Origin of the sequence: Pseudomonas mendocina, from assembly GCF_003008615.1 — a bacterium.
GTDB classification, from domain to species: Bacteria; Pseudomonadota; Gammaproteobacteria; order Pseudomonadales; family Pseudomonadaceae; genus Aquipseudomonas; species Aquipseudomonas mendocina_C.
Genome location: NZ_CP027657.1, coordinates 457,819 through 474,908, shown reverse-complemented (window position 1 = coordinate 474,908; position 17,090 = coordinate 457,819). Strand labels below are relative to the sequence as shown.

The window sequence follows — 17,090 nt, the reverse complement described above, 5'->3', positions numbered from 1 at the left end:
TGTTTGCGAGCAATTAGTCGCAATAGCGTAGAGCGACCCCATCAGCAGGCAACCAACCAAGGTATGAAAACTTCCAGCGACTCCCTCGTTCTACCGGCCCGCCATGGTGCGGACATGCTGCGTGCACGGCAGGTGGCGGCGCCGATTCGGCGTTTCATCAAGGGGGCGAGTGAGCCTGAGCCCGCGCAGTGGCAGGCCATCGGCGAGTCGCTGTTGCAGGGCGATGCGCCTATGGATGCACTGGTCGAGTGGATGTTCGAAGTCGGCCTGGCGCAGGCCATGCCACTCTACAACCAGGCACTGGCGCATGGAGTTGCGGCGATTGCCGACGCGCCGCCGCCACTGCTGCGCTTCTTCGCGAGTGTGGAGGCGGTACCGGATTGGCTGGAACCCGAGCGGCTGCTCGAGGGCGCTCGGGTCTGTGGTCTGTCAGGTTTGACCGGCATGCGCGTGCTACGCGATCTGGGGTTGTTGGCGGGTTACCAGGCCTCGGCGATCAATCGCACGCTGGTGCTGACTGGCGCATTGGAGAAGGGCGCTCAGCGCCGCGTCGCGGAAACCACCAAGTGGTGGGTCGACTGTACGCGTCCGGGTGGTATGGCCCGCGGTTCTGCCGGCTACCATGGCACCTTGCACGTAAGGTTGGTGCACGCGCTGGTGCGTCGGCGCGTGTCGCGCATGGCCGAGTGGGATGCGGATTACCACGGGGTGCCGATCAACCAGGGCGACATGCATGCCACCTACCTGGCGTTCTCGGTGATCTTCCTGATCGGCCAGCGCATGCTCGGCGTACCGCTGTCGGTGGGCGAGCGTGAGGCCGTTTTGCACCTGTGGCGTTACATCGCCTGGTTGATGGGCGTGGAGGCGTGCTGGTTGCATCAGCATGAGAACGATGCCGTGCGCGCGCTCTACCATAACCTGCTGTCGCAGGCGCCAGCCGATGCCAGCAGTCGCCAGCTTGGCTCGGCGCTGATCGACGAGCCGCTGCAGCGGCATTACCCGAACCTGCCGTGGCTGCGCGGCCGGCTCAATCGGGCGATTCACCTGAGCATCGCGCGAACCTTCATCGATGCTGAGGGACGCCGTGCCCTGGGGCTGCCGGATCGCATTCTGCCGTGGTATCCGCTGCTCAGTGCGCCACCGCGTTATGTGCTGCACCGCCTGGCGCGCTGCCTGCCGGGTGGGCGTCAGTGGTTGATCCGGCGAGGAGCCAGGCGTCAGGAGGCTTATCTGCTGACGCTGTTCGGCGATGATCATCCGCGCCTGGTGACAGCGACGCACATGGTCCCGAATGAATCTCATCGCCACTAGCCGCAGTCCTGCCATGGTGGTTCGGCGTTGTTGGCAGGGCTGAGCTTCGCGCCAGCAGCAGGATTCGACCAATAGCTATCGGGCGGACGCTGTTCAAGTCGCAAGCGCCTGTGTAATGTAGATTTCGGGTGCCGCGCGCATGGTGCGTGTGGCAGGTTTAATCGTGCTGGTCGGGCCGCCGCACACTGTCCCTGCGTGCGCCCATGAATCAGCATCCTTCCCCCAAGGCCGTGCCAGCTGCACGGCGCCTGGCCGACAAGGCCTTGGCCAGTCTGGAAAAATTCCTCCATATCGAAGCGGTCAGCGGCATCGTTCTGCTGGTCGCTGCTGCCGTTGCCCTGCTCTGGGCCAACTCGCCCTATGCCGCCAGCTACGAACACCTCTGGCACACGCCGCTGTATTTCGGTATCGGCGATTTCAGCCTGTCCTATTCGCTGCACTTCTGGATCAACGATGCGCTGATGACCGTGTTCTTCCTGGTCGTCGGCATGGAGATACGTCGCGAGATCCACGATGGTTCGTTGTCGACGGTCGGTCAGGTGGCTTTGCCGATGGTCGCCGCCATCGGCGGGGTAATGGTGCCGGCGCTGGTCTACCTGTCGCTCAATGGTGCCGAGAGCGTGCGCCATGGCTGGGCCGTGCCGACCGCCACGGACATCGCTTTCGCCGTCGGCGTGCTGGCCATCCTCGGCCGTTCGATTCCGTCCTCCGCGCGTATCTTCCTGCTCACCCTGGCAATCATCGACGACATCATCGCCGTGCTGATCATCGCGCTGTTCTATTCCGAGGGCCTGGCGCTGGAAGGCTTCGCCATCGCCGGCGTGGGGATGCTGATGGTGCTCGGCCTACAGCGCATCGGCGTTGGTTGCGCCTGGTTCTATCTGCTGCCTGGCGCGTTGCTGTGGTTCGGCCTGCTCAAGACCGGCGCGCACCCGACCCTGGCCGGGGTGGTGCTGGGGCTGATGACGCCGGTGCGCCCGGTGCGTTTCGAGGATCGACCGCTGGAGCTGGCTCGCAATGCGTTGCGCGCCCTCGACGAGCGTTCCACGCCCGAGGTGCTGGCGCACTCCGTGCGCAGCTTGCGTTATGCCCAGCGCGAGCTGATGCCGCCGGCCGTGCGTGTGCAGAGGGCGCTGCACCCATGGGTGGCCTACGGCGTGATGCCGCTGTTCGCGCTGGCCAACGCCGGTGTGGCGCTGAACGATGTGGATCTCACTCAGGGTAGCGGTATGAGCGTGATGCTCGGTGTGATGCTGGCGCTGGTGGTGGGCAAGCCGGTGGGCATCATGCTGTCGAGCTGGTTGCTGATCCGCGTCGGTGGCTGCCGCATGCCGGAGGGCATGAGCTGGAACTGGATGTGCTTGGTGGGCTGCCTGGCCGGTATCGGTTTCACCATGTCGATCTTCATCGCCAACCTGGCGTTCGCCTCGCCGGCCCTGCTCAGCGCGGCGAAACTCGGTGTGCTGCTGGCCTCGGTCACGGCTGCGGTGATTGGCCTGACACTGGGCTGCGCGATGGTAAGACGAGCGCGTCTGCACACAATCTGAATCCTTCGGGTCTGCTGAAAGGGCGGCGCTTCTGGTTCAATAGCCACGCTGTGGATCGGCGTCAGGTGCTACCTGGCAGCCGAACCGAGGAGGCCATTGAATCGATGAAGGAGACGCCTGATGAGTCTGTCACGCCTGCGCAGCATCTTCGCCTGGGTACTGGTGTTGGTGCTGCTGGTTGTCGTGGTGCTGCTGGGCGTGCGTATCGCCGGGTTGTCGTCCCTGCCGGAGCTGGAAGACTGGCACCGGGTGACGCTCGAAGAACCGAGCGTCACGGAAATAGACGGCATGGACTGGGCCGCCTACCAGGCCGCCGAAGAGCAGGTATTCGAGGCGCTGCGCCGCAAGATCATCGAGCCCCTGAGCGACGGTAATGCGCATAGCTATAACCGCTACTCCAGCGCCAGCCCGGTGTATCCGGGTAACCTGCCACGCGACTGGAACCGCTCCTTCATCCTGCAACCACCGGGCAAGGCGCGTGGTGTGGTGGTGCTGTTGCACGGTCTGACCGATTCGCCCTACAGCCTGCGGCATCTCGCCCAGCATCTGAGCGAGCAGGGTTTCGTCAGCCTGGTGCCGCGCATGCCGGGCCACGGCACGCTGCCGTCCGGGTTGACCGATGTTCGTTGGGAACAATGGCTGGCGACCACTCGGATGGCGGTTCGCGAGGCGCGTGAGCAGGTAGCGGACGGCCCGCTGTATCTCGTCGGTTATTCCAACGGCGGTGCCCTGGCCCTGCGTTACAGCCTGGCAGCATTGGAGGATCGGAGCCTGGCGATGCCGCAACGGCTGGTACTGATCTCGCCCATGGTCGGCGTCACCAGCTATGCGCGCTATGCCGGGCTGGCAGCGTTGCCGGCAGTGCTGCCGGCGTTCGCCAAGTCGGCCTGGATGAACGTGCTGCCAGAGTTCAATCCGTTCAAGTACAACTCCTTCCCGGTGCATGCCGCGCGGCAGACCTACGAGCTGACGCATGAGGTGCAGGGAGCCTTCGACAGTGCCGCGCGCGCTGGGCGGCTGGCGCAACTGCCACCGGTGCTGGCCTTCCAGTCGCTGGCCGATAGCACGGTAAGCACGCCGGCCGTGGTGCATGACCTGTTCGAGCGTCTGCCCGCCAATGGCAGCGAGCTGGTGATTTTCGACATCAACCGTTCGCAGGCCATCGGCTCGCTGCTGCGTCCGGACATGAGCGGTCTGCTGGAGCAACTCGTGCCGCCGGCGCAGCGTGACTACGACCTGACCGTAGTGGGCGTGGGCGAGCAGGGCGGGCACCAGGTCGAGGCGCGTCGCATCGCTGCCGGTGAGCGTGATGCCGTGGTCACGCCGTTGAACGTCGAGTATCCGAGTCAGCTGTTCTCGCTGTCCCACGTCGCCTTGCCGTTCCCCCCGGATGACCCGCTGTATGGCAGCGAACCGACTTCCGAGGAGTTCTATGGCGTCGCCCTTGGCACGCTGGCGCCGCGCGGGGAGCGGGGCGTGCTGGTGGTCGGGCTCGCTGGCCTGCAGCGTGTGACCTCCAACCCGTTCTACGCCTATCTGCGTGAACGTATCGACGAGGATCTGTAGGGCATTGGGCTCGGTGCACACGGCGTACCCTACGGTTGCCTTGCGTGCGCACTGGCTTGGTCGGAATGAGGTTCAGGTTACAACCGGAAGCGACCGACCAGGCCATCCAGCTGGGTCGAGAGCGCCTGCAGGTCGCTGCTGGCCTGGTTGAGCTGATCGGCGATGTGCGTGGTGCCGACGGTCAGCTCGTTGATGTCGACGATATTGCGGTTGATGTCCTCGACCACGCTGGATTGTTCCTCGGTGGCGGTGGCGACCTGGATGTTCTGATCGCTGATCTGGCCGATATGGCTGTTGATCTGCTCCAGCGCCGCCGATGCCTTGCTCGCGTATTCCACCACCAGCGCGCTCTGCCGTTGCCCCTTGGCCATGGCCTCGACGGCCGAGCGTGATTCGTTCTGCAGGCGGTCGATGACCTGCTGGATTTCCTCGGTGGAGGCACCGGAGCGGCTGGCCAGGGTGCGCACCTCGTCGGCCACCACGGCGAAGCCACGGCCCTGTTCGCCCGCACGTGCAGCCTCGATGGCGGCGTTGAGGGCGAGCAGGTTGGTCTGCTCGGAAATGCTGCGGATGGTGTTGAGTGTGGTGCTGATGGCGTTGGTCTGTGCGGCCAGCGCTTCGATCACCTTGGCGGCCTGTTCCAGCTCGCCGTTGAGGGCGTCGACCTGGCGATGTGCCTGGCTGACCACGGCGCTGCCGTCGCTGGCGTGCTGGGTGGCCTCGCGGGCGACTTCTGCGGCGTTCTCGGCGTTACGCGCGATTTCGTTGACGGTCGAGCCCAGCTCGTTGATCGCGGTCGCTACCTGCACCGTGCGGTCGCTCTGCGCCGTGCAGTTGCTTTGCGTCAGGCGCGCGCGTTCGGCCACATCGCGGGCCATGCCCGAGAGCTGGCGCGAGTTGTCGGCGAGCTCGCGCATGGCGCCGTGCACCTTGTCGATGAACTGGTTGAAGCTGCGCGCGATCTCGCTCAGCTCGTCCTGACCGGGCATGTCGATGCGGGTATTCAGGGCCAGGTTGTCGGCGGCCTGGCCCAGGCTGTTCTGCAGTACGCTGACGCGGCGGCGCAGCTGGATGACGATCAGCCAGGAAATGAGGATCGACACCAGCAGGCCGGTGACGATGATGGCGATCTGGCGGGTCAGGCCATCGTCATAGCTTTGCGCGCTGTGCAGGTTCTGTTGCTCGGCCTGTTTGAGCAGGGCGTCGAGCAGGTCGTTGGCGCCCTGGCGCATCCCGCCGTAGGTCTTGGCGTACTGGTCACGGTAGATCTGCTGCGCCTTGGCCATGTCACCAGCATCGAAGGCGGCGAGCATCGGATTCAGCTCGTTGCTGACCATCGCCTCGAACTGATCCAGCAGTTGCTGCGCCTGCGCCTTGCGCTCCGGGTTGACCTGGGCGGCCACAGCCTGGCGCATCGCTTCGCGCATGCCGGGTACGTCTTCGTTACGGGCGTCCTGTACGCGTGATTTCACGCCGCGTTCGTCACGCAGCGGGGTTTCCTGCAACAGCATCATGTCGAGGCCCACGCGCATGCGCGGAATGCGCGACGCTACCTCGGCCATGGCGCGCATCGGCGCGGCGGTATTGAGATAGAGCACCTCCGTGTCCCGGTGCATGCTCGACATGCTGCTCAGGCTGGTCAGCGCCACCAGCAGCAGGGCGATGCAGGGGATCGCCACCGCGATGATCAGGCGGGTTTTCAGGGAGAGGGCGTCGAGGCGCATGGGGATACTCCATTTCGAAATAAGGCGCAGGGCAATGCTCAGCCTATCGGGCCGATGTTGCCGCTCCTGTATCGGCAGCGATGGCCCGGCGCATGAGGGCAAAGGCGACCGCCGTAGCGAAAAGGAGTAGGCCAGCACAATTACCGGCCAGGAGGGCGCGACACCCTAATGCCGATCAGATAAGACGTAATGTCTGTCACGGATGGCCTTTGTAGGGTGTGCCGCGCGCACCGAAATGCCGGCGCCACCACCATTGGTGCGCACGGCCTAGGCAGCCTCGCGACACCCTACGTAACCTTATCCTGGCGCTTAACTGACTGGCATTAGGCGAAGGCCGGCCATCAGGCCGGCCTTCGACGTTCAGGCTTGCAGCAGCGTATCCAGTTCGCCGCCGCGCTCAAGTGCGGCCAGATCATCGAAGCCGCCGACATGGCGTTCGCCGATGAAGATCTGCGGCACACTGCGGCGGTTGCTGCGTTGCAGCATCTCCGCCAGCCGCTGTGGCGAACTGCCCACGTCGATTTCCTCGAAGGCCACGCCCTTGCGCGTCAGCAGAACCTTGGCGTTGACGCAGTAGGGGCAGTGGCCCGTGGTGTAAAGAGTGACGGCTTGCATGATGTACCTCCTGTCTCGTCAGACGGCTACGGGCGGAAAGTCGACATCGGTTTCCGCCAGATTGTTGAGGTAGTTGGTCAGCGTCATCAGGGCGACGTTGGCCACCACTTCGACGATGGCCGCGTCGCTCAGCCTGGCCTCACGTGCGGCCTGCAGTTGCGCATCGCTGAGGCGGCCGCGGCTGTCGATGACCTGTTGGGTCAGGCGCGCCACGGCATCGAACTCGCCGTCACGGGCGCTGCGAATATCCGCCTCGCTCAGGCCAGCCTTGCCGGCGAACAGGGTGTGTGCGGCCAGGCAGTATTCGCAGCCATTGACCTGCGAGCTGGCCAGGGCCACCACTTCGCGCGCCTTGGCATTCAGCGTGCCCTTGCCCAGTGCCTGGGACAGCGCCAGGTAGCCGCTCAATGCCGCAGGGGCGTGGGCCAGGGTGGCGAAGGTATTGGGAATGAAACCGAGGCCCTTGCGGATGCCTTCCAGTTGCGCCTGTGCGCTGGCGGCGGTTTGTTCGAAGGGCAATGCAGTGATACGCGTCATGGTGATTCTCCAGTCTTGGGTGGGAGCTTGTTGTTCAAGCTTGGAGCCATGCTAGTGAAACGATCTGGCTTTTCGGATTCAGATCGTCGATGTTATGCGACAGATCGTCCAAGAGTGCGAAACGACCATGGATCGCCTGTCCAGCTTGCTGCATCACTTCAATCTGCACGCCAGCACCTTCCACCGTGGCGGGTTCTGCGGCACCAGTAGCCATGGCGAGCATGAGCCGCATGGCTACATTCACCTGCTGCGCGCCGGGCGCATGAGCTTTCGCGAGGACGATGGCCGCGAGCTGCGCCTGGAAGAACCGAGCCTGATGCTGGTGGCGCGGCCGCGCCTGCATCGGATGAGTGCCAGCGAGGCCGATGGCGCCGAGCTGGTGTGCGCCACGCTGGCCTTCGACGGTGGTATCGACAATCCGCTGTCGCGCGCATTGCCTGGTGCCATCGTCAAACCCCTGCGCGAGCTGCCGAGCCTGAGCGGTTGCCTGGACTGGCTGTTCGCCGAGGCAGAAGGGGAGGACTGCGGGCGCGAGCTGGTGCTCAACCGCCTGTTCGAGTTGATGGTGATCCAACTGCTGCGGCATTTGATGAACAGCCGCGAGCTGGCTTCGGGAATGATGGCCGGGCTGGCCGAGCCGCGTCTGGCGCGTGCGCTCAATCAACTGCATGAGCGACCGGAACATGGCTGGTCGGTGGCCGAGCTGGCGGCGCTGGCTGGTATGTCGCGCGCCAGTTTCGCGGCGCATTTTCACCAGGTGGTCGGTGCCACCCCGGCGGATTATCTGGTGGGCTGGCGCGTCAGCCTGGCGCAGAAGCGCCTGCGTGAAGGCCGGCCCATGGCGCTGATCGCCGATGAGGTCGGCTACGAAAGCCCCTCGGCGCTGGCGCGTGCGTTTCGCCGCAAGGTCGGAGCCAGCCCCAGTGAATGGTTGCGCCATGCCGTTCCCTGACGCGTGCAGTGGCTCACGACAAACGGTCGGTAACGATCGCAGGTTCGTGCAATCCGCTGCGCTGGCGTAACATCGCGCCTCGCCCTCGTTTCAGAGCCCATGCGCATGTTCGAAATTGTCCCCACCAGCCCCGAGAAATATCGTCAGCAGACCCGTCGCATCACGATGCTGGTGGCGGTGATCTTCGTCAGCCTCGCCATGTTGCTGGCGACACTCAGCGTGCAGCTGTTCGGTGAGCCGGGTGGTGACGACAACTTCCGCTGGAACCTGCTCGGTGTGCTGACTGGCTTTGCCCTGACAGTGGCACTGGTGCGCTTGCAGTTCTGGTCACGCCCGTGGATGGCGCCGGCCGTTTACGGCTGGCGGCTCAAGCGTAGCCTGATGCGCATCACCAACGTCATGCATCACGTCAAGGCGGGCGTTGCTCAGGGCGATGAGACGGCAATGAAACTGCTGCGCTTCTATCACTTGGGCGTGACCCAGATGCACCAGCTCGATGGCAACTCCAGTGAGCTGAGCCAGATGGTTCACGAGATCGACGCGCACCGCGAGGCGATGGAGCAACAGGGGCTGGACGTGGAGCAGAATCGCCTTGATCTGGCCTGGGTGGAAGCAGTCAAGCGCATCGAGGCCACGCGCGCCTGAGAGCCTGTTCAAAGTCTCGCGAGCTAGAGCCAGGCAATACCGATGGCGGCCCCGCGAATCGAGCGAAAAACGCTCGGAGTCGCGTTCGACTTTACGAGCTGTAAATGAGCATTCTGACCGGGCTGGCGTTCCAGCTTGATTTCAACGCTGCATGGCCGACGCGCAGCAGACTTTGAACACGCTCTGAGAGCGATCAGGCGTGCCGCGCGATGTCCTTGATGTAAAGCGCCTCGACCTTCTCCCTCGCCCAGGGCGTCTTGCGCAGAAATTTCAGACTCGACTCGATGCTCGGCTCATGCTGGAAGCAGCGGATGCTGATCAGCTGTCCGAGCCGATCCCAGCCGTGCTTGTCGACCAGCGCCTGGAGAATGGCCTTGAGCGTCAGGCCGTGAAGAGGATCGTTGCTCATCGTGTTCGACTCGGGAGTGGGAGCGGCGATTCTACCGGGAATCGCGCTCAGTAATCGCTCCAGATACCGGCGTCGTACATCAGCCGCATCGTGTAGTTGAGCTGCAGGGTCTGGTTGCCACCACAGGCGATCTCTATCTGCTTGCCCTGACCGGAGGGCAGGGCGACGAGAATGGACGATGCTCCTCTGAGCTGATCGACCAGCGTGTAGCCATGCCCACCGTTGCTGAATTCGATGGAGGCATTACCGTTGCCGAAGGAGTTGTAGGTAAACGAACCCAGCGGTGGTTTCTTCTGCTGCGGGTAGGTGAATTCGACCTTGCCGTGCCGGGATGCGCGGTACTGCATATAGCCTGAGGTGCGGGTTACCTCGCGGGACGAACAGAACGCGTAGGCGCGACTGCCGGCCTCGCAACTCCACAGGGTGAGTTCATCCTTGCCACACAGCGGGCTTGGCCAGTACTCGCCGGCGAACTGTTGCCAGGTGGCTGTCAGGATGGAGTCGACGGGTGTGCGCTCCTCCCCGAGAGCAGATATGGACGTCAGGGCGAGAAGGCCCATCGAAACGGCTCCGATCAGGTTATTCATCCTGCCACCACACCCTTGAAGTACTCCGTACGCTCGATGGTCATTCTCAACTTGCATTCCTCGACCTGAACGCCTTGCCAGGGCGAAGGCGTCGAAGAGATACCGGCGAACTGACACTCGGCGTCGCGGAAGTTCAGCCACGCCCGTTGTGCCGCGCGAAACAGGCTGACCAGCTCGGTGTTCGGCCAGGTCTGACGCAGGGCGCGTTCTTCTTCCTCTATTCGTTGCAGGGCGAGCTGGTATTCGGCGTTCAACTGTTCATCCACCACCTTGGCTTTCTGGGCGATGCACAGGTAACCGGCCATCACGCCACCACCCTGGGCGTTGCAGGGATCTTCGTCTGCCTCGGCGGCGAGGACGGTGGTCGAAATGAGTAGAAGTAGAGGGTAGAGGTATTTCAACGGGCGTCTCGACAGTCAGGGTGAAGGAAGAAGAGTTCGTCTTGTCAGCTTCAAATGGTGGGGCGTGCAGTCTCCAGCAGGGCTTCCATGAGCAGGGGCTCTGAGTCCGATAAAGACTTGATGCCTTCACCGCACAGATGAATCTCGTCCGACACCCAAAGTAGCCGCTCGCGGGATTGGCCTTTTGCGAGCAACGCCAGTTGATAGCAGTGAAGGCCAAGCTCGTTCATATCCGAGGTGTCGTTGAATCTCTCCAGAATGAGCTGCGCCAGTTGAGCGATTTCTGACTCATTGGGCTCGTTGCGAACGAGATCCAGCGCTTCGGGGTCTGTCGGCAGGTCGCCCAATGCGAGGTCGATGAGATAGCCGGGTGGTTCACTGGTGCCCAGAATCATCGCATCTGCCCAAGCGATCAACTCGTCCGGTGTTAGCAACCCGATACGGTTTGCGAGGATCATGATTCTTGCTTTGAGCATCGTTGGCTCCATGTCGTCTCGCAGGGTGCCAAATGGCCTGCTGGGTCGATTCAAACCGTACTTCGCCCCCGTTGAAGGCGTGACTGGAGACCCTCTAGAAGTTGAACGAACTCCGACCTTGAACGATTCACTAACCGTATGTTGTTTTCCCTGGCAAGCAGCAACTGGCCGCCACTTCCGATATTGGCTGGATCCAGGTTGCTTTCGCTCAGGGCACGAAGCAGGAAAATTCCCTGCTCATTAAACGACTCGGGCAGAACGTGATATTCGACCGCTTGTGCGTGATGATCCGGGTGGACGGATGGGCGGTAACGGCAGAAGAAGACAACGAGCTCATCAACGGTATGTGAGGAGCTGCGATAGAGTTCCAGACATTTTCGGATCGAAGCCAAATTGGGTCTCGATCCCGTGCGGTATTCGTTATGACCCTTGACGTCGATGAGTAGTCGAGCCCTTCCATGTGGGCCGATGAAGGTCACCGCAATGTCTTCCATCGCTCTGCCGGATTCAGGTATTTCACATAGAATCTGGCCGTCAAAAGGCGTGGTGCTCAGTTCATGCGGGAGTCGTGCTAAAACGAAACTCTCGACTAGGCGGCCTCCAATCTCAGATACGGCGCGTCCTGAAAGTGGCCATGTGGCTTGAATGCTTGGGGCCTGCTGTTGGAAACATCGTGCAAGCGACGTTCGGACGATGGACAGACACTCGTCGATCATGCCGACGTCTGAGGGGGAGTTTGTTGTCATGGCGTCGATGCAGGCTCCACGACATTCTCGATCTCCCGTTTGTCGCAGATACTGGAGAGGTCGATAGGCAGGAACTCGAAGCGGCTCTCGTCCGTGCTGAACCTTGAGTACGTCATCCTTACTACCTTGGCATTGTTCAGGTTGAAGAGTATCGAATGCCTGGGGTTTTCCCAGCGATGTGGATCATATCCGGTATCGTAAAAATCGACGTTGATATAGGGCGGCAGCAATGTCAGGTCGTGATACCACGAGGCCGTCAGGCCTATGTGAGATACGTGCCGGGTGTTGAGCCGCTTCACCACACACGGCGGAAGTGTCGAGGTATAGGCTGAAATGCGTATCTGGATGCCCTGCAACAGTGATTCGCTGGAGCCGCCGGAGCGTTCGATTTTCAGCGCCGCCGGTGAGTAGCGCTCGGGCAGGCCGGTGATGTCCTCATCGTTGTGAAGGCTCAGTACTCTGTCTTGATGCCCGAGGCATTCGATGCTCAGGACGCAGAGCAGTAAAGCCAGCGACGCTCTGCGTTTCATGGGGCTGGTGGCCAGGCTTGCCATGTGCCTAGAAGATGCAGAGTACCCAGCCCGAGACAGATTGCCGAACTCCAGCACCAGAACGCCACGCTACGTTCACCTGGGGCTACCGCAGCCAGGGCGAATCCAGCCAGACCGCGCAGAAGGTAGACGCCGGTAATGACACAAAGCGCGATGGGCGTTAACGGAAGGGGTGCAATGACTCCGGCGCCAGAAAGCGCATAGAGCGACCAGAGTGCGAGTAAGGCTGCAATGCCGGCAGTGATGAGCGCGGGTGCTTTGTGTCCGGCAGCGGAGAGTCGAACCATGCGCTCTCCTGCACCGAAGAAGCGGTACCACGCTGGGCCGAAAAAGATACAGCCGATGTGCAAGAGGGCTGCAACAGCGCTCAATGCAGACCCGGCTATCAAGTATGAGTTTTCCATATGCGAAAGCAATCCAATGCCTGAGGCTAGTGTGCCGAACAGCGCGTCTGCATTAACGATCGAGCGGAATCACTGGAATGCGTCCATGAGCAGGTAGGTTCCAGGTGATCGTTGATATTGATCGATCAGTGGTACCAGCCTTTTGAAATGCTCGCTATTGCAGTGTGCATCCAGCGCCGCACGATCAGGCCACTCCTCTATGAATACGAAGTGCCCCGGGTCTTTTTGATCGATGAACAGGTCGTAAGACAGGCACAGAGGCTCTTCCCTGGTTTTCTCCACCAGCTCTTGGTAAAGAGGCATCACGTCCTCGATATGCTCCGGTTTGATGAAGTCTTGAGCAATAACTTTCAGCATTTCTGTGTATCCGCTTATTCAGCCTAACGTTTGGTTAAGGGGCGGGCTTTAGTCCGTCCCAGTGAGCGAAGCGAACTGTTTGAATCACTAGTTAGAAGGCATCACAACACGTCTTTTGTTAAGAAAAGCCCCTCGAACTGCTCTTTTCTGTCGTCGGAACTTTGATCTAGTAAACCTACACCGACCAAACCATAAACGATTTCACCGATGTCCATTGATGACGTAATGCCCCACGAGTTCAGCGTGTCTCTAGGGGCTTCAAAAACCTCTTTGGCGTGAAGCACATAGCAGTAAGCAAAGTTGAAGGCACTTACATGATATGTGAGCCCAAGGTTAGGAGGCGGTGCGGGAATATTCTCATGATATTCAGGGGCGTACTGGTATGCCTCAAGCGCGAATTCATACGCCTCGAGGTCGTACCTTGTCTCTCCAAGTGCCTCTAATCTCTCGGCTACATGGGTTTGGTATTCGATGGTGTTGTACCAGTTATCCATGATGACTTCTAACGTTTGGTTAAGGGGCGGGCTTTAGCCCGTCCCAGTGAGCGAAGCGAACGGTTTGAACCACTAGTTAGAGGGCGCTGCTATCCCGGCTTTTCTAATACGGTTAATTAGAAGGCCTATTCCGTCAGATTTGATGCAGAGAAATAGGCCTAGGAGCATTTCAACGATTGTAACTAGCTCGTTAATTATCAGTTCAGTGAGGGCGCCAGGATAGGCCTCGGGTTGGCTGAAGTGATGAGTTATCCAAGCGGCATTAAGTATGAGTTCCGGGATGGTTTTGGTGAGTATATATATACCTAAAACGCAAAGTGTGACTGATTGGAGTTGCTCAAATGTGATGCTAATGCTTAACGTACTTTCAGGTTTTGCTGGAGAAAGAAATTTTGAAATTGTCAATGGTAGCTTTACTAGTAAGAAAGCCGTGATCACCATTATGCTCACTTCTAGAATTGCAGTGATAGCATAGGTTTTATATGTGTCGGGGGTTGTTGCGGCTACCTGACCCAGCGCAAAGTAATGCCGTATTACAGCAAGAAATGCCGAGTAAAATATATAAACTCCAAGCACTCGAATAGGGATGCTCAGAAGCTCAGTGTATTTCATAGATACCTCTAACGATTGGTTAAGGGGCCGGCTTTAGCCGGTCCCGAGTGAGCGGAGCGAGCGGCTTGAACCATTTGTTAGGCCGCCCCCAAGCTAAAGGGTTGAACGTAGATAAGCGTTCGTAACTCAAGCTTCTACCCATACCGTTTCATTTGGATGGTGCTCTTTTATGGTTTCGACTGCGCATGAAATTGCTTCCTTGTCGTTAGGCTCAATTGCATAGTTAAAATCGGAGAAATTCACGCCTGATCCTCTAAGTGCTACAAGTTCCGCATTGGAAAATACTCCAGCGGATAGCCAGAGCGCATCACCTGCCTTGCCTCCAATGCGCTGGTAGCTTTCATAACCTTTACGTGTAAGTGCCAGGAATACCATAGGGAGCCTAACGTTTGGTTAAGGGGCGGGCTTTAGCCCGTCCCAGTGAGCGAAGCGAGCGGTTTGAACCATTTGTTAGGCGTTTTTGAATAATTTCATTTCTATGTATGAGAGCAATAGCGGGGCGGTAATGATAAAAATTATTACTGCCGAAACCGAGTAGTGCACTGCGGTTGATTTGTAGATTGCAAGGCATAGGAAGTAAATTGAAATTATCAGTGCCGCAAAAAATTTCCTTCTTGTATTTAGATAGAATAACGCGGTCATGGCAGTTGATATTGCGATCACTGTGGCAATGAAGCCGATTGATCCGTAACTTGGATCTCTTGCAGCTAACTTTAAACTAATGAATGGATAGCTGAGTGCGAGCGCCCCAAAAAATAGGCACGCAACCCAGCTTAGAATATCTGAAATTTTGAATGTGACTTTTATGACTGCTGAGATCATGATTTGCCTAACGTTTGGTTAAGGGGCGGGCTTTAGCCCGTCCCAGTGAGCGAAGCAAGCGATTTGAACAATTTGTTAGGCTTTACCTAAATTACTGGGTGATAAGGAAAGCTCTTGAGCTCACTTTCGGTACACTGAGATTTTAGATTGATTTCAGGCTCTTGGTAACCCAAGCCATCATCAAGAATTTCATACTTGTTCATGCTTATTAGTGTGTTATTTCTAAGGTTAACTAAAATCGAATATCCGGTATTCACCCAAGATTTTGGATTATATGTGCTGTCGTAGAATTTAAAGCTCAAATGATAAGGGAGATACGACTCGTCGTGATACCATGAACCGGATGCTATTACAGTGTTGATTTTATTTGTTTCTAGAAGGTTGCTAAGGCACGTAGGGAATACGAGGGATTTACCGCCGATGATTAGTTCTAGTTTAGAAATAGATGCGGACGCGTTTTCATTGGAAAATTCAATATTTAGCTTTACTGCCCCAAATTCTGGCGGTATCCCGGATATTGAACCGTCGGCACTTATCGACAGTGAAGTGTCTTCATGAGCCGAAGCGATACTATTGAATATAAAAAATGTTATAAGGTTTGCGATGATTTTTTTCATAGGGCCTAACGATTAAGATAAGGGGCCGGCTTTAGCCGGTCCCGGCGAACGAAGTGAGCGACTTGAGTGCATTGTTATGTGCCTATTCTTCGTACTCAATGAAATCCCAAGGAATCTCTTTTTTGAAAATTCGAATGGACTCTTCCATAAGCTCAAGCGAAATGGATTCTTTGAATAGAGTTACTGTACGAGTTCTTTCCCTGTCATCCCTGAAGATTTCAACGACCAATTTGTCGTCTCTGTAAATTTCGACGCCGATCCCGTCTCGTGGATTTACATCACTTGCGACTACAACTCTGTCTTTAGGGAACGACATCGGCCCTCCTTTGGCACATAACGTTTCGATAATCGGTGGTTTTTAAGTAGCACTTTTGCCGTAAAATGGAGCGAAGCGGAATGGCAAAAATGCTACTTAAAAATCATCCGGTTCATTGCTTTGTTAGGAATTTATAAGCCCGCTAATTTTTTACGCAGCTTATTGTATTCCTTAAATTCCTCAAAACACTGTTTGTTTTGTATTAGAAACTCAAAATGTTTATTTAGCCTAGAAATTTGAGTTTTTGATAGATTCTGAGATTTTAGCAAACGTGCAAACCTAGCCCTCAGAAAGCCAGAGTAAGAACCAAAATAATTCAGCTCAATATAACGAATAGCTAACTCAAAACACGCGGGCTCACCAGCTTTTATTCCTTTAGCAATGCCGCGCAATGCCTCTCTGTATTGAAGCCAATTGTAACGGTCAGGCATCCAAGATGGTGCGCCAGGCTCAGTTGCTTCTATTGCAGCAATTGGAAAAGTACCACCTAACGATTTATGAATTGCGACCAATTCTGAACGAGACCAGCCCCTTGGTACGCCGTGATAAATTTCCAGTGGTATGTTTCGAGATGAAATACGTTCCATGGATTTCCTAACGATTAAGCTAAGGGGCCGGCTTCGCCGGTCCCAGCGAACGGAGTGAGCGCTTTGAGCGCATTGTTAGGCATGATTAACACTCATCTCTGAGCCTATTTTGCGCAGCACGCAAAATTTCGGTGTAGTTAGCATCAAATGGGACTGATAAGTGCTTTTCGAAAAGGCAGCATAGGTTCCAAAGCGCTCGCTGCTCCGATTGATCTTCGATAGTTAATTCATCGGTACTGCTGAAACGCTGTAAGAACTCAAATAGGACAAGTGCTTCGTCAGCCGTGAGAGGAATTAGCACGCTGTCAGATTGCTGGTGGCTCATGATTAATGCCTAACGTTTGGTTAAGGGGCGGGCTTTAGCCCGTCCCAGTGAGCGAAGCGAGCGATTTGAACCTGTTGTTAGGTAACGGATTGCCACCTTTTAATTATTTTATTTAGTTCGTGAGCGTCAATATTCGCAGGCTGGTTGTTTGCCAAGTGGCCCAAGAAGGCTAGCATAGCTTTCTTTTGGTGGACTGAGAGAATAAACCACAGTCCGGCATGGGTGTCTCCGGGATTTTTACACTTGCTGTAGTTGTTTATTGTGGTAATTAGCTGCAAGTAAACCATGGAGCCAGGGTTGCTCCTTAGGTTTTTCAGCGCATATACCATGTATGCAGGAATTAGCTCAACGGCCTCACAGGCAGATAGTGACTCAAATATATACGGGTTTCTTTCAATCGACTCGTCGCTCAAGTTCTTCATTTCTGGAAAGGCCAGAGCGATTTTCTCGGAGGTGAATTGCTCCGCCTTCATGAGTGAGTTACCTAAC

21 protein-coding genes are annotated in these 17,090 nt (G+C 57.7%); 5 read left to right on the top strand and 16 right to left on the bottom strand.

Going from position 1 to position 17,090, the window contains the following annotated elements:
• The first annotated feature begins 63 nt into the window (after positions 1–63).
• From C7A17_RS02290 to C7A17_RS02280, 3 genes are all read left to right on the top strand, one after another.
• Positions 64–1,311, top strand: a complete 1,248-nt coding sequence (locus C7A17_RS02290; protein WP_158704634.1) for an oxygenase MpaB family protein — start codon at positions 64–66, stop codon at positions 1,309–1,311.
• 203 nt (positions 1,312–1,514) lie between these two features.
• Complete coding sequence (gene nhaA, locus C7A17_RS02285; RefSeq protein WP_199796385.1) at positions 1,515–2,858, top strand: Na+/H+ antiporter NhaA; 1,344 nt, start codon at positions 1,515–1,517, stop codon at positions 2,856–2,858.
• A 120-nt stretch (positions 2,859–2,978) separates the two neighbouring features.
• Positions 2,979–4,424: an alpha/beta hydrolase gene (locus C7A17_RS02280; RefSeq protein ID WP_106736486.1), complete on the top strand. Its 1,446-nt coding sequence runs from the start codon at positions 2,979–2,981 to the stop codon at positions 4,422–4,424.
• Positions 4,425–4,501: 77 nt separating this feature from the next.
• Here C7A17_RS02280 and C7A17_RS02275 read toward each other — a convergent pair whose 3' ends face one another.
• The 3 genes from C7A17_RS02275 to C7A17_RS02265 form a co-directional block, all read right to left on the bottom strand.
• Positions 4,502–6,148, bottom strand: coding sequence for a methyl-accepting chemotaxis protein (locus C7A17_RS02275; protein WP_106736485.1), 1,647 nt, complete (start codon positions 6,146–6,148; stop codon positions 4,502–4,504).
• 360 nt (positions 6,149–6,508) lie between these two features.
• Positions 6,509–6,763 carry a glutaredoxin 3 gene (grxC, locus tag C7A17_RS02270; RefSeq protein ID WP_106736484.1) on the bottom strand — a complete coding sequence of 85 codons (255 nt, stop codon included), beginning with the start codon at positions 6,761–6,763 and terminating at the stop codon, positions 6,509–6,511.
• 18 nt (positions 6,764–6,781) lie between these two features.
• On the bottom strand, positions 6,782–7,300 hold the full coding sequence (locus tag C7A17_RS02265) for a carboxymuconolactone decarboxylase family protein (protein ID WP_106736483.1): 519 nt from the start codon (positions 7,298–7,300) through the stop codon (positions 6,782–6,784).
• A gap of 127 nt (positions 7,301–7,427) precedes the next feature.
• On the opposite strand from C7A17_RS02265, the gene C7A17_RS02260 reads away from it, so the two are divergent.
• Positions 7,428–8,252: an AraC family transcriptional regulator gene (locus C7A17_RS02260; protein ID WP_106736482.1), complete on the top strand. Its 825-nt coding sequence runs from the start codon at positions 7,428–7,430 to the stop codon at positions 8,250–8,252.
• A 105-nt stretch (positions 8,253–8,357) separates the two neighbouring features.
• The gene (locus tag C7A17_RS02255) at positions 8,358–8,897 is read left to right on the top strand and encodes a DUF3087 domain-containing protein (protein WP_106736481.1); all 540 of its coding nucleotides are present in this window, start codon (positions 8,358–8,360) and stop codon (positions 8,895–8,897) included.
• 193 nt (positions 8,898–9,090) lie between these two features.
• Here the strand turns inward: C7A17_RS02255 and C7A17_RS02250 are convergent, their stop codons facing one another.
• The 13 genes from C7A17_RS02250 to C7A17_RS02195 form a co-directional block, all read right to left on the bottom strand.
• Entirely contained in the window at positions 9,091–9,306 is a 216-nt protein-coding gene (locus tag C7A17_RS02250) for a VF530 family protein (RefSeq protein WP_106736480.1), read from the bottom strand.
• 47 nt (positions 9,307–9,353) lie between these two features.
• On the bottom strand, positions 9,354–9,866 hold the full coding sequence (locus tag C7A17_RS02245) for a hypothetical protein (RefSeq protein WP_106742683.1): 513 nt from the start codon (positions 9,864–9,866) through the stop codon (positions 9,354–9,356).
• Positions 9,867–9,889: 23 nt separating this feature from the next.
• Entirely contained in the window at positions 9,890–10,294 is a 405-nt protein-coding gene (locus tag C7A17_RS02240) for a lysozyme inhibitor LprI family protein (RefSeq protein ID WP_234035869.1), read from the bottom strand.
• A gap of 50 nt (positions 10,295–10,344) precedes the next feature.
• Complete coding sequence (locus C7A17_RS02235) at positions 10,345–10,770, bottom strand: hypothetical protein (protein ID WP_106736479.1); 426 nt, start codon at positions 10,768–10,770, stop codon at positions 10,345–10,347.
• A gap of 742 nt (positions 10,771–11,512) precedes the next feature.
• Entirely contained in the window at positions 11,513–12,070 is a 558-nt protein-coding gene (locus C7A17_RS02230; RefSeq protein ID WP_158704633.1) for a hypothetical protein, read from the bottom strand.
• Between the two features lie 470 nt (positions 12,071–12,540).
• Complete coding sequence (locus tag C7A17_RS02220) at positions 12,541–12,828, bottom strand: putative quinol monooxygenase (protein WP_106736476.1); 288 nt, start codon at positions 12,826–12,828, stop codon at positions 12,541–12,543.
• Between the two features lie 101 nt (positions 12,829–12,929).
• The gene (locus C7A17_RS02215) at positions 12,930–13,322 is read right to left on the bottom strand and encodes a hypothetical protein (protein ID WP_106736475.1); all 393 of its coding nucleotides are present in this window, start codon (positions 13,320–13,322) and stop codon (positions 12,930–12,932) included.
• A gap of 72 nt (positions 13,323–13,394) precedes the next feature.
• Positions 13,395–13,934: a hypothetical protein gene (locus C7A17_RS02210; protein ID WP_106736474.1), complete on the bottom strand. Its 540-nt coding sequence runs from the start codon at positions 13,932–13,934 to the stop codon at positions 13,395–13,397.
• Between the two features lie 126 nt (positions 13,935–14,060).
• Complete coding sequence (locus C7A17_RS26705; RefSeq protein WP_158704632.1) at positions 14,061–14,309, bottom strand: hypothetical protein; 249 nt, start codon at positions 14,307–14,309, stop codon at positions 14,061–14,063.
• 533 nt (positions 14,310–14,842) lie between these two features.
• Positions 14,843–15,373, bottom strand: coding sequence for a hypothetical protein (locus C7A17_RS26700; protein WP_158704631.1), 531 nt, complete (start codon positions 15,371–15,373; stop codon positions 14,843–14,845).
• A gap of 82 nt (positions 15,374–15,455) precedes the next feature.
• Positions 15,456–15,689 (bottom strand): hypothetical protein, encoded by a 234-nt coding sequence (locus C7A17_RS02205; protein ID WP_106736473.1) that lies wholly within the window; start codon positions 15,687–15,689, stop codon positions 15,456–15,458.
• A gap of 131 nt (positions 15,690–15,820) precedes the next feature.
• Positions 15,821–16,276, bottom strand: coding sequence for a hypothetical protein (locus tag C7A17_RS26695; protein WP_158704630.1), 456 nt, complete (start codon positions 16,274–16,276; stop codon positions 15,821–15,823).
• A 402-nt stretch (positions 16,277–16,678) separates the two neighbouring features.
• On the bottom strand, positions 16,679–17,074 hold the full coding sequence (locus tag C7A17_RS02195) for a hypothetical protein (protein WP_106736471.1): 396 nt from the start codon (positions 17,072–17,074) through the stop codon (positions 16,679–16,681).
• Between the last annotated feature and the right edge of the window lie 16 nt (positions 17,075–17,090).

What these genes read in the sequence shown, in the direction of transcription:
- C7A17_RS02290 (WP_158704634.1), top strand. Translation starts at nt 64, where the DNA reads ATGAAAACTTCCAGCGACTCCCTCGTTCTACCGGCCCGCCATGGTGCG.
- nhaA (WP_199796385.1), top strand. Translation starts at nt 1,515, where the DNA reads ATGAATCAGCATCCTTCCCCCAAGGCCGTGCCAGCTGCACGGCGCCTG.
- C7A17_RS02280 (WP_106736486.1), top strand. Translation starts at nt 2,979, where the DNA reads ATGAGTCTGTCACGCCTGCGCAGCATCTTCGCCTGGGTACTGGTGTTG.
- C7A17_RS02275 (WP_106736485.1), bottom strand. Translation starts at nt 6,148, where the DNA reads ATGCGCCTCGACGCCCTCTCCCTGAAAACCCGCCTGATCATCGCGGTG.
- grxC (WP_106736484.1), bottom strand. Translation starts at nt 6,763, where the DNA reads ATGCAAGCCGTCACTCTTTACACCACGGGCCACTGCCCCTACTGCGTC.
- C7A17_RS02265 (WP_106736483.1), bottom strand. Translation starts at nt 7,300, where the DNA reads ATGACGCGTATCACTGCATTGCCCTTCGAACAAACCGCCGCCAGCGCA.
- C7A17_RS02260 (WP_106736482.1), top strand. Translation starts at nt 7,428, where the DNA reads ATGGATCGCCTGTCCAGCTTGCTGCATCACTTCAATCTGCACGCCAGC.
- C7A17_RS02255 (WP_106736481.1), top strand. Translation starts at nt 8,358, where the DNA reads ATGTTCGAAATTGTCCCCACCAGCCCCGAGAAATATCGTCAGCAGACC.
- C7A17_RS02250 (WP_106736480.1), bottom strand. Translation starts at nt 9,306, where the DNA reads ATGAGCAACGATCCTCTTCACGGCCTGACGCTCAAGGCCATTCTCCAG.
- C7A17_RS02245 (WP_106742683.1), bottom strand. Translation starts at nt 9,866, where the DNA reads ATGGGCCTTCTCGCCCTGACGTCCATATCTGCTCTCGGGGAGGAGCGC.
- C7A17_RS02235 (WP_106736479.1), bottom strand. Translation starts at nt 10,770, where the DNA reads ATGCTCAAAGCAAGAATCATGATCCTCGCAAACCGTATCGGGTTGCTA.
- C7A17_RS02230 (WP_158704633.1), bottom strand. Translation starts at nt 12,070, where the DNA reads ATGGCAAGCCTGGCCACCAGCCCCATGAAACGCAGAGCGTCGCTGGCT.
- C7A17_RS02220 (WP_106736476.1), bottom strand. Translation starts at nt 12,828, where the DNA reads ATGCTGAAAGTTATTGCTCAAGACTTCATCAAACCGGAGCATATCGAG.
- C7A17_RS02215 (WP_106736475.1), bottom strand. Translation starts at nt 13,322, where the DNA reads ATGGATAACTGGTACAACACCATCGAATACCAAACCCATGTAGCCGAG.
- C7A17_RS02210 (WP_106736474.1), bottom strand. Translation starts at nt 13,934, where the DNA reads ATGAAATACACTGAGCTTCTGAGCATCCCTATTCGAGTGCTTGGAGTT.
- C7A17_RS26705 (WP_158704632.1), bottom strand. Translation starts at nt 14,309, where the DNA reads ATGGTATTCCTGGCACTTACACGTAAAGGTTATGAAAGCTACCAGCGC.
- C7A17_RS26700 (WP_158704631.1), bottom strand. Translation starts at nt 15,373, where the DNA reads ATGAAAAAAATCATCGCAAACCTTATAACATTTTTTATATTCAATAGT.
- C7A17_RS02205 (WP_106736473.1), bottom strand. Translation starts at nt 15,689, where the DNA reads ATGTCGTTCCCTAAAGACAGAGTTGTAGTCGCAAGTGATGTAAATCCA.
- C7A17_RS26695 (WP_158704630.1), bottom strand. Translation starts at nt 16,276, where the DNA reads ATGGAACGTATTTCATCTCGAAACATACCACTGGAAATTTATCACGGC.
- C7A17_RS02195 (WP_106736471.1), bottom strand. Translation starts at nt 17,074, where the DNA reads ATGAAGGCGGAGCAATTCACCTCCGAGAAAATCGCTCTGGCCTTTCCA.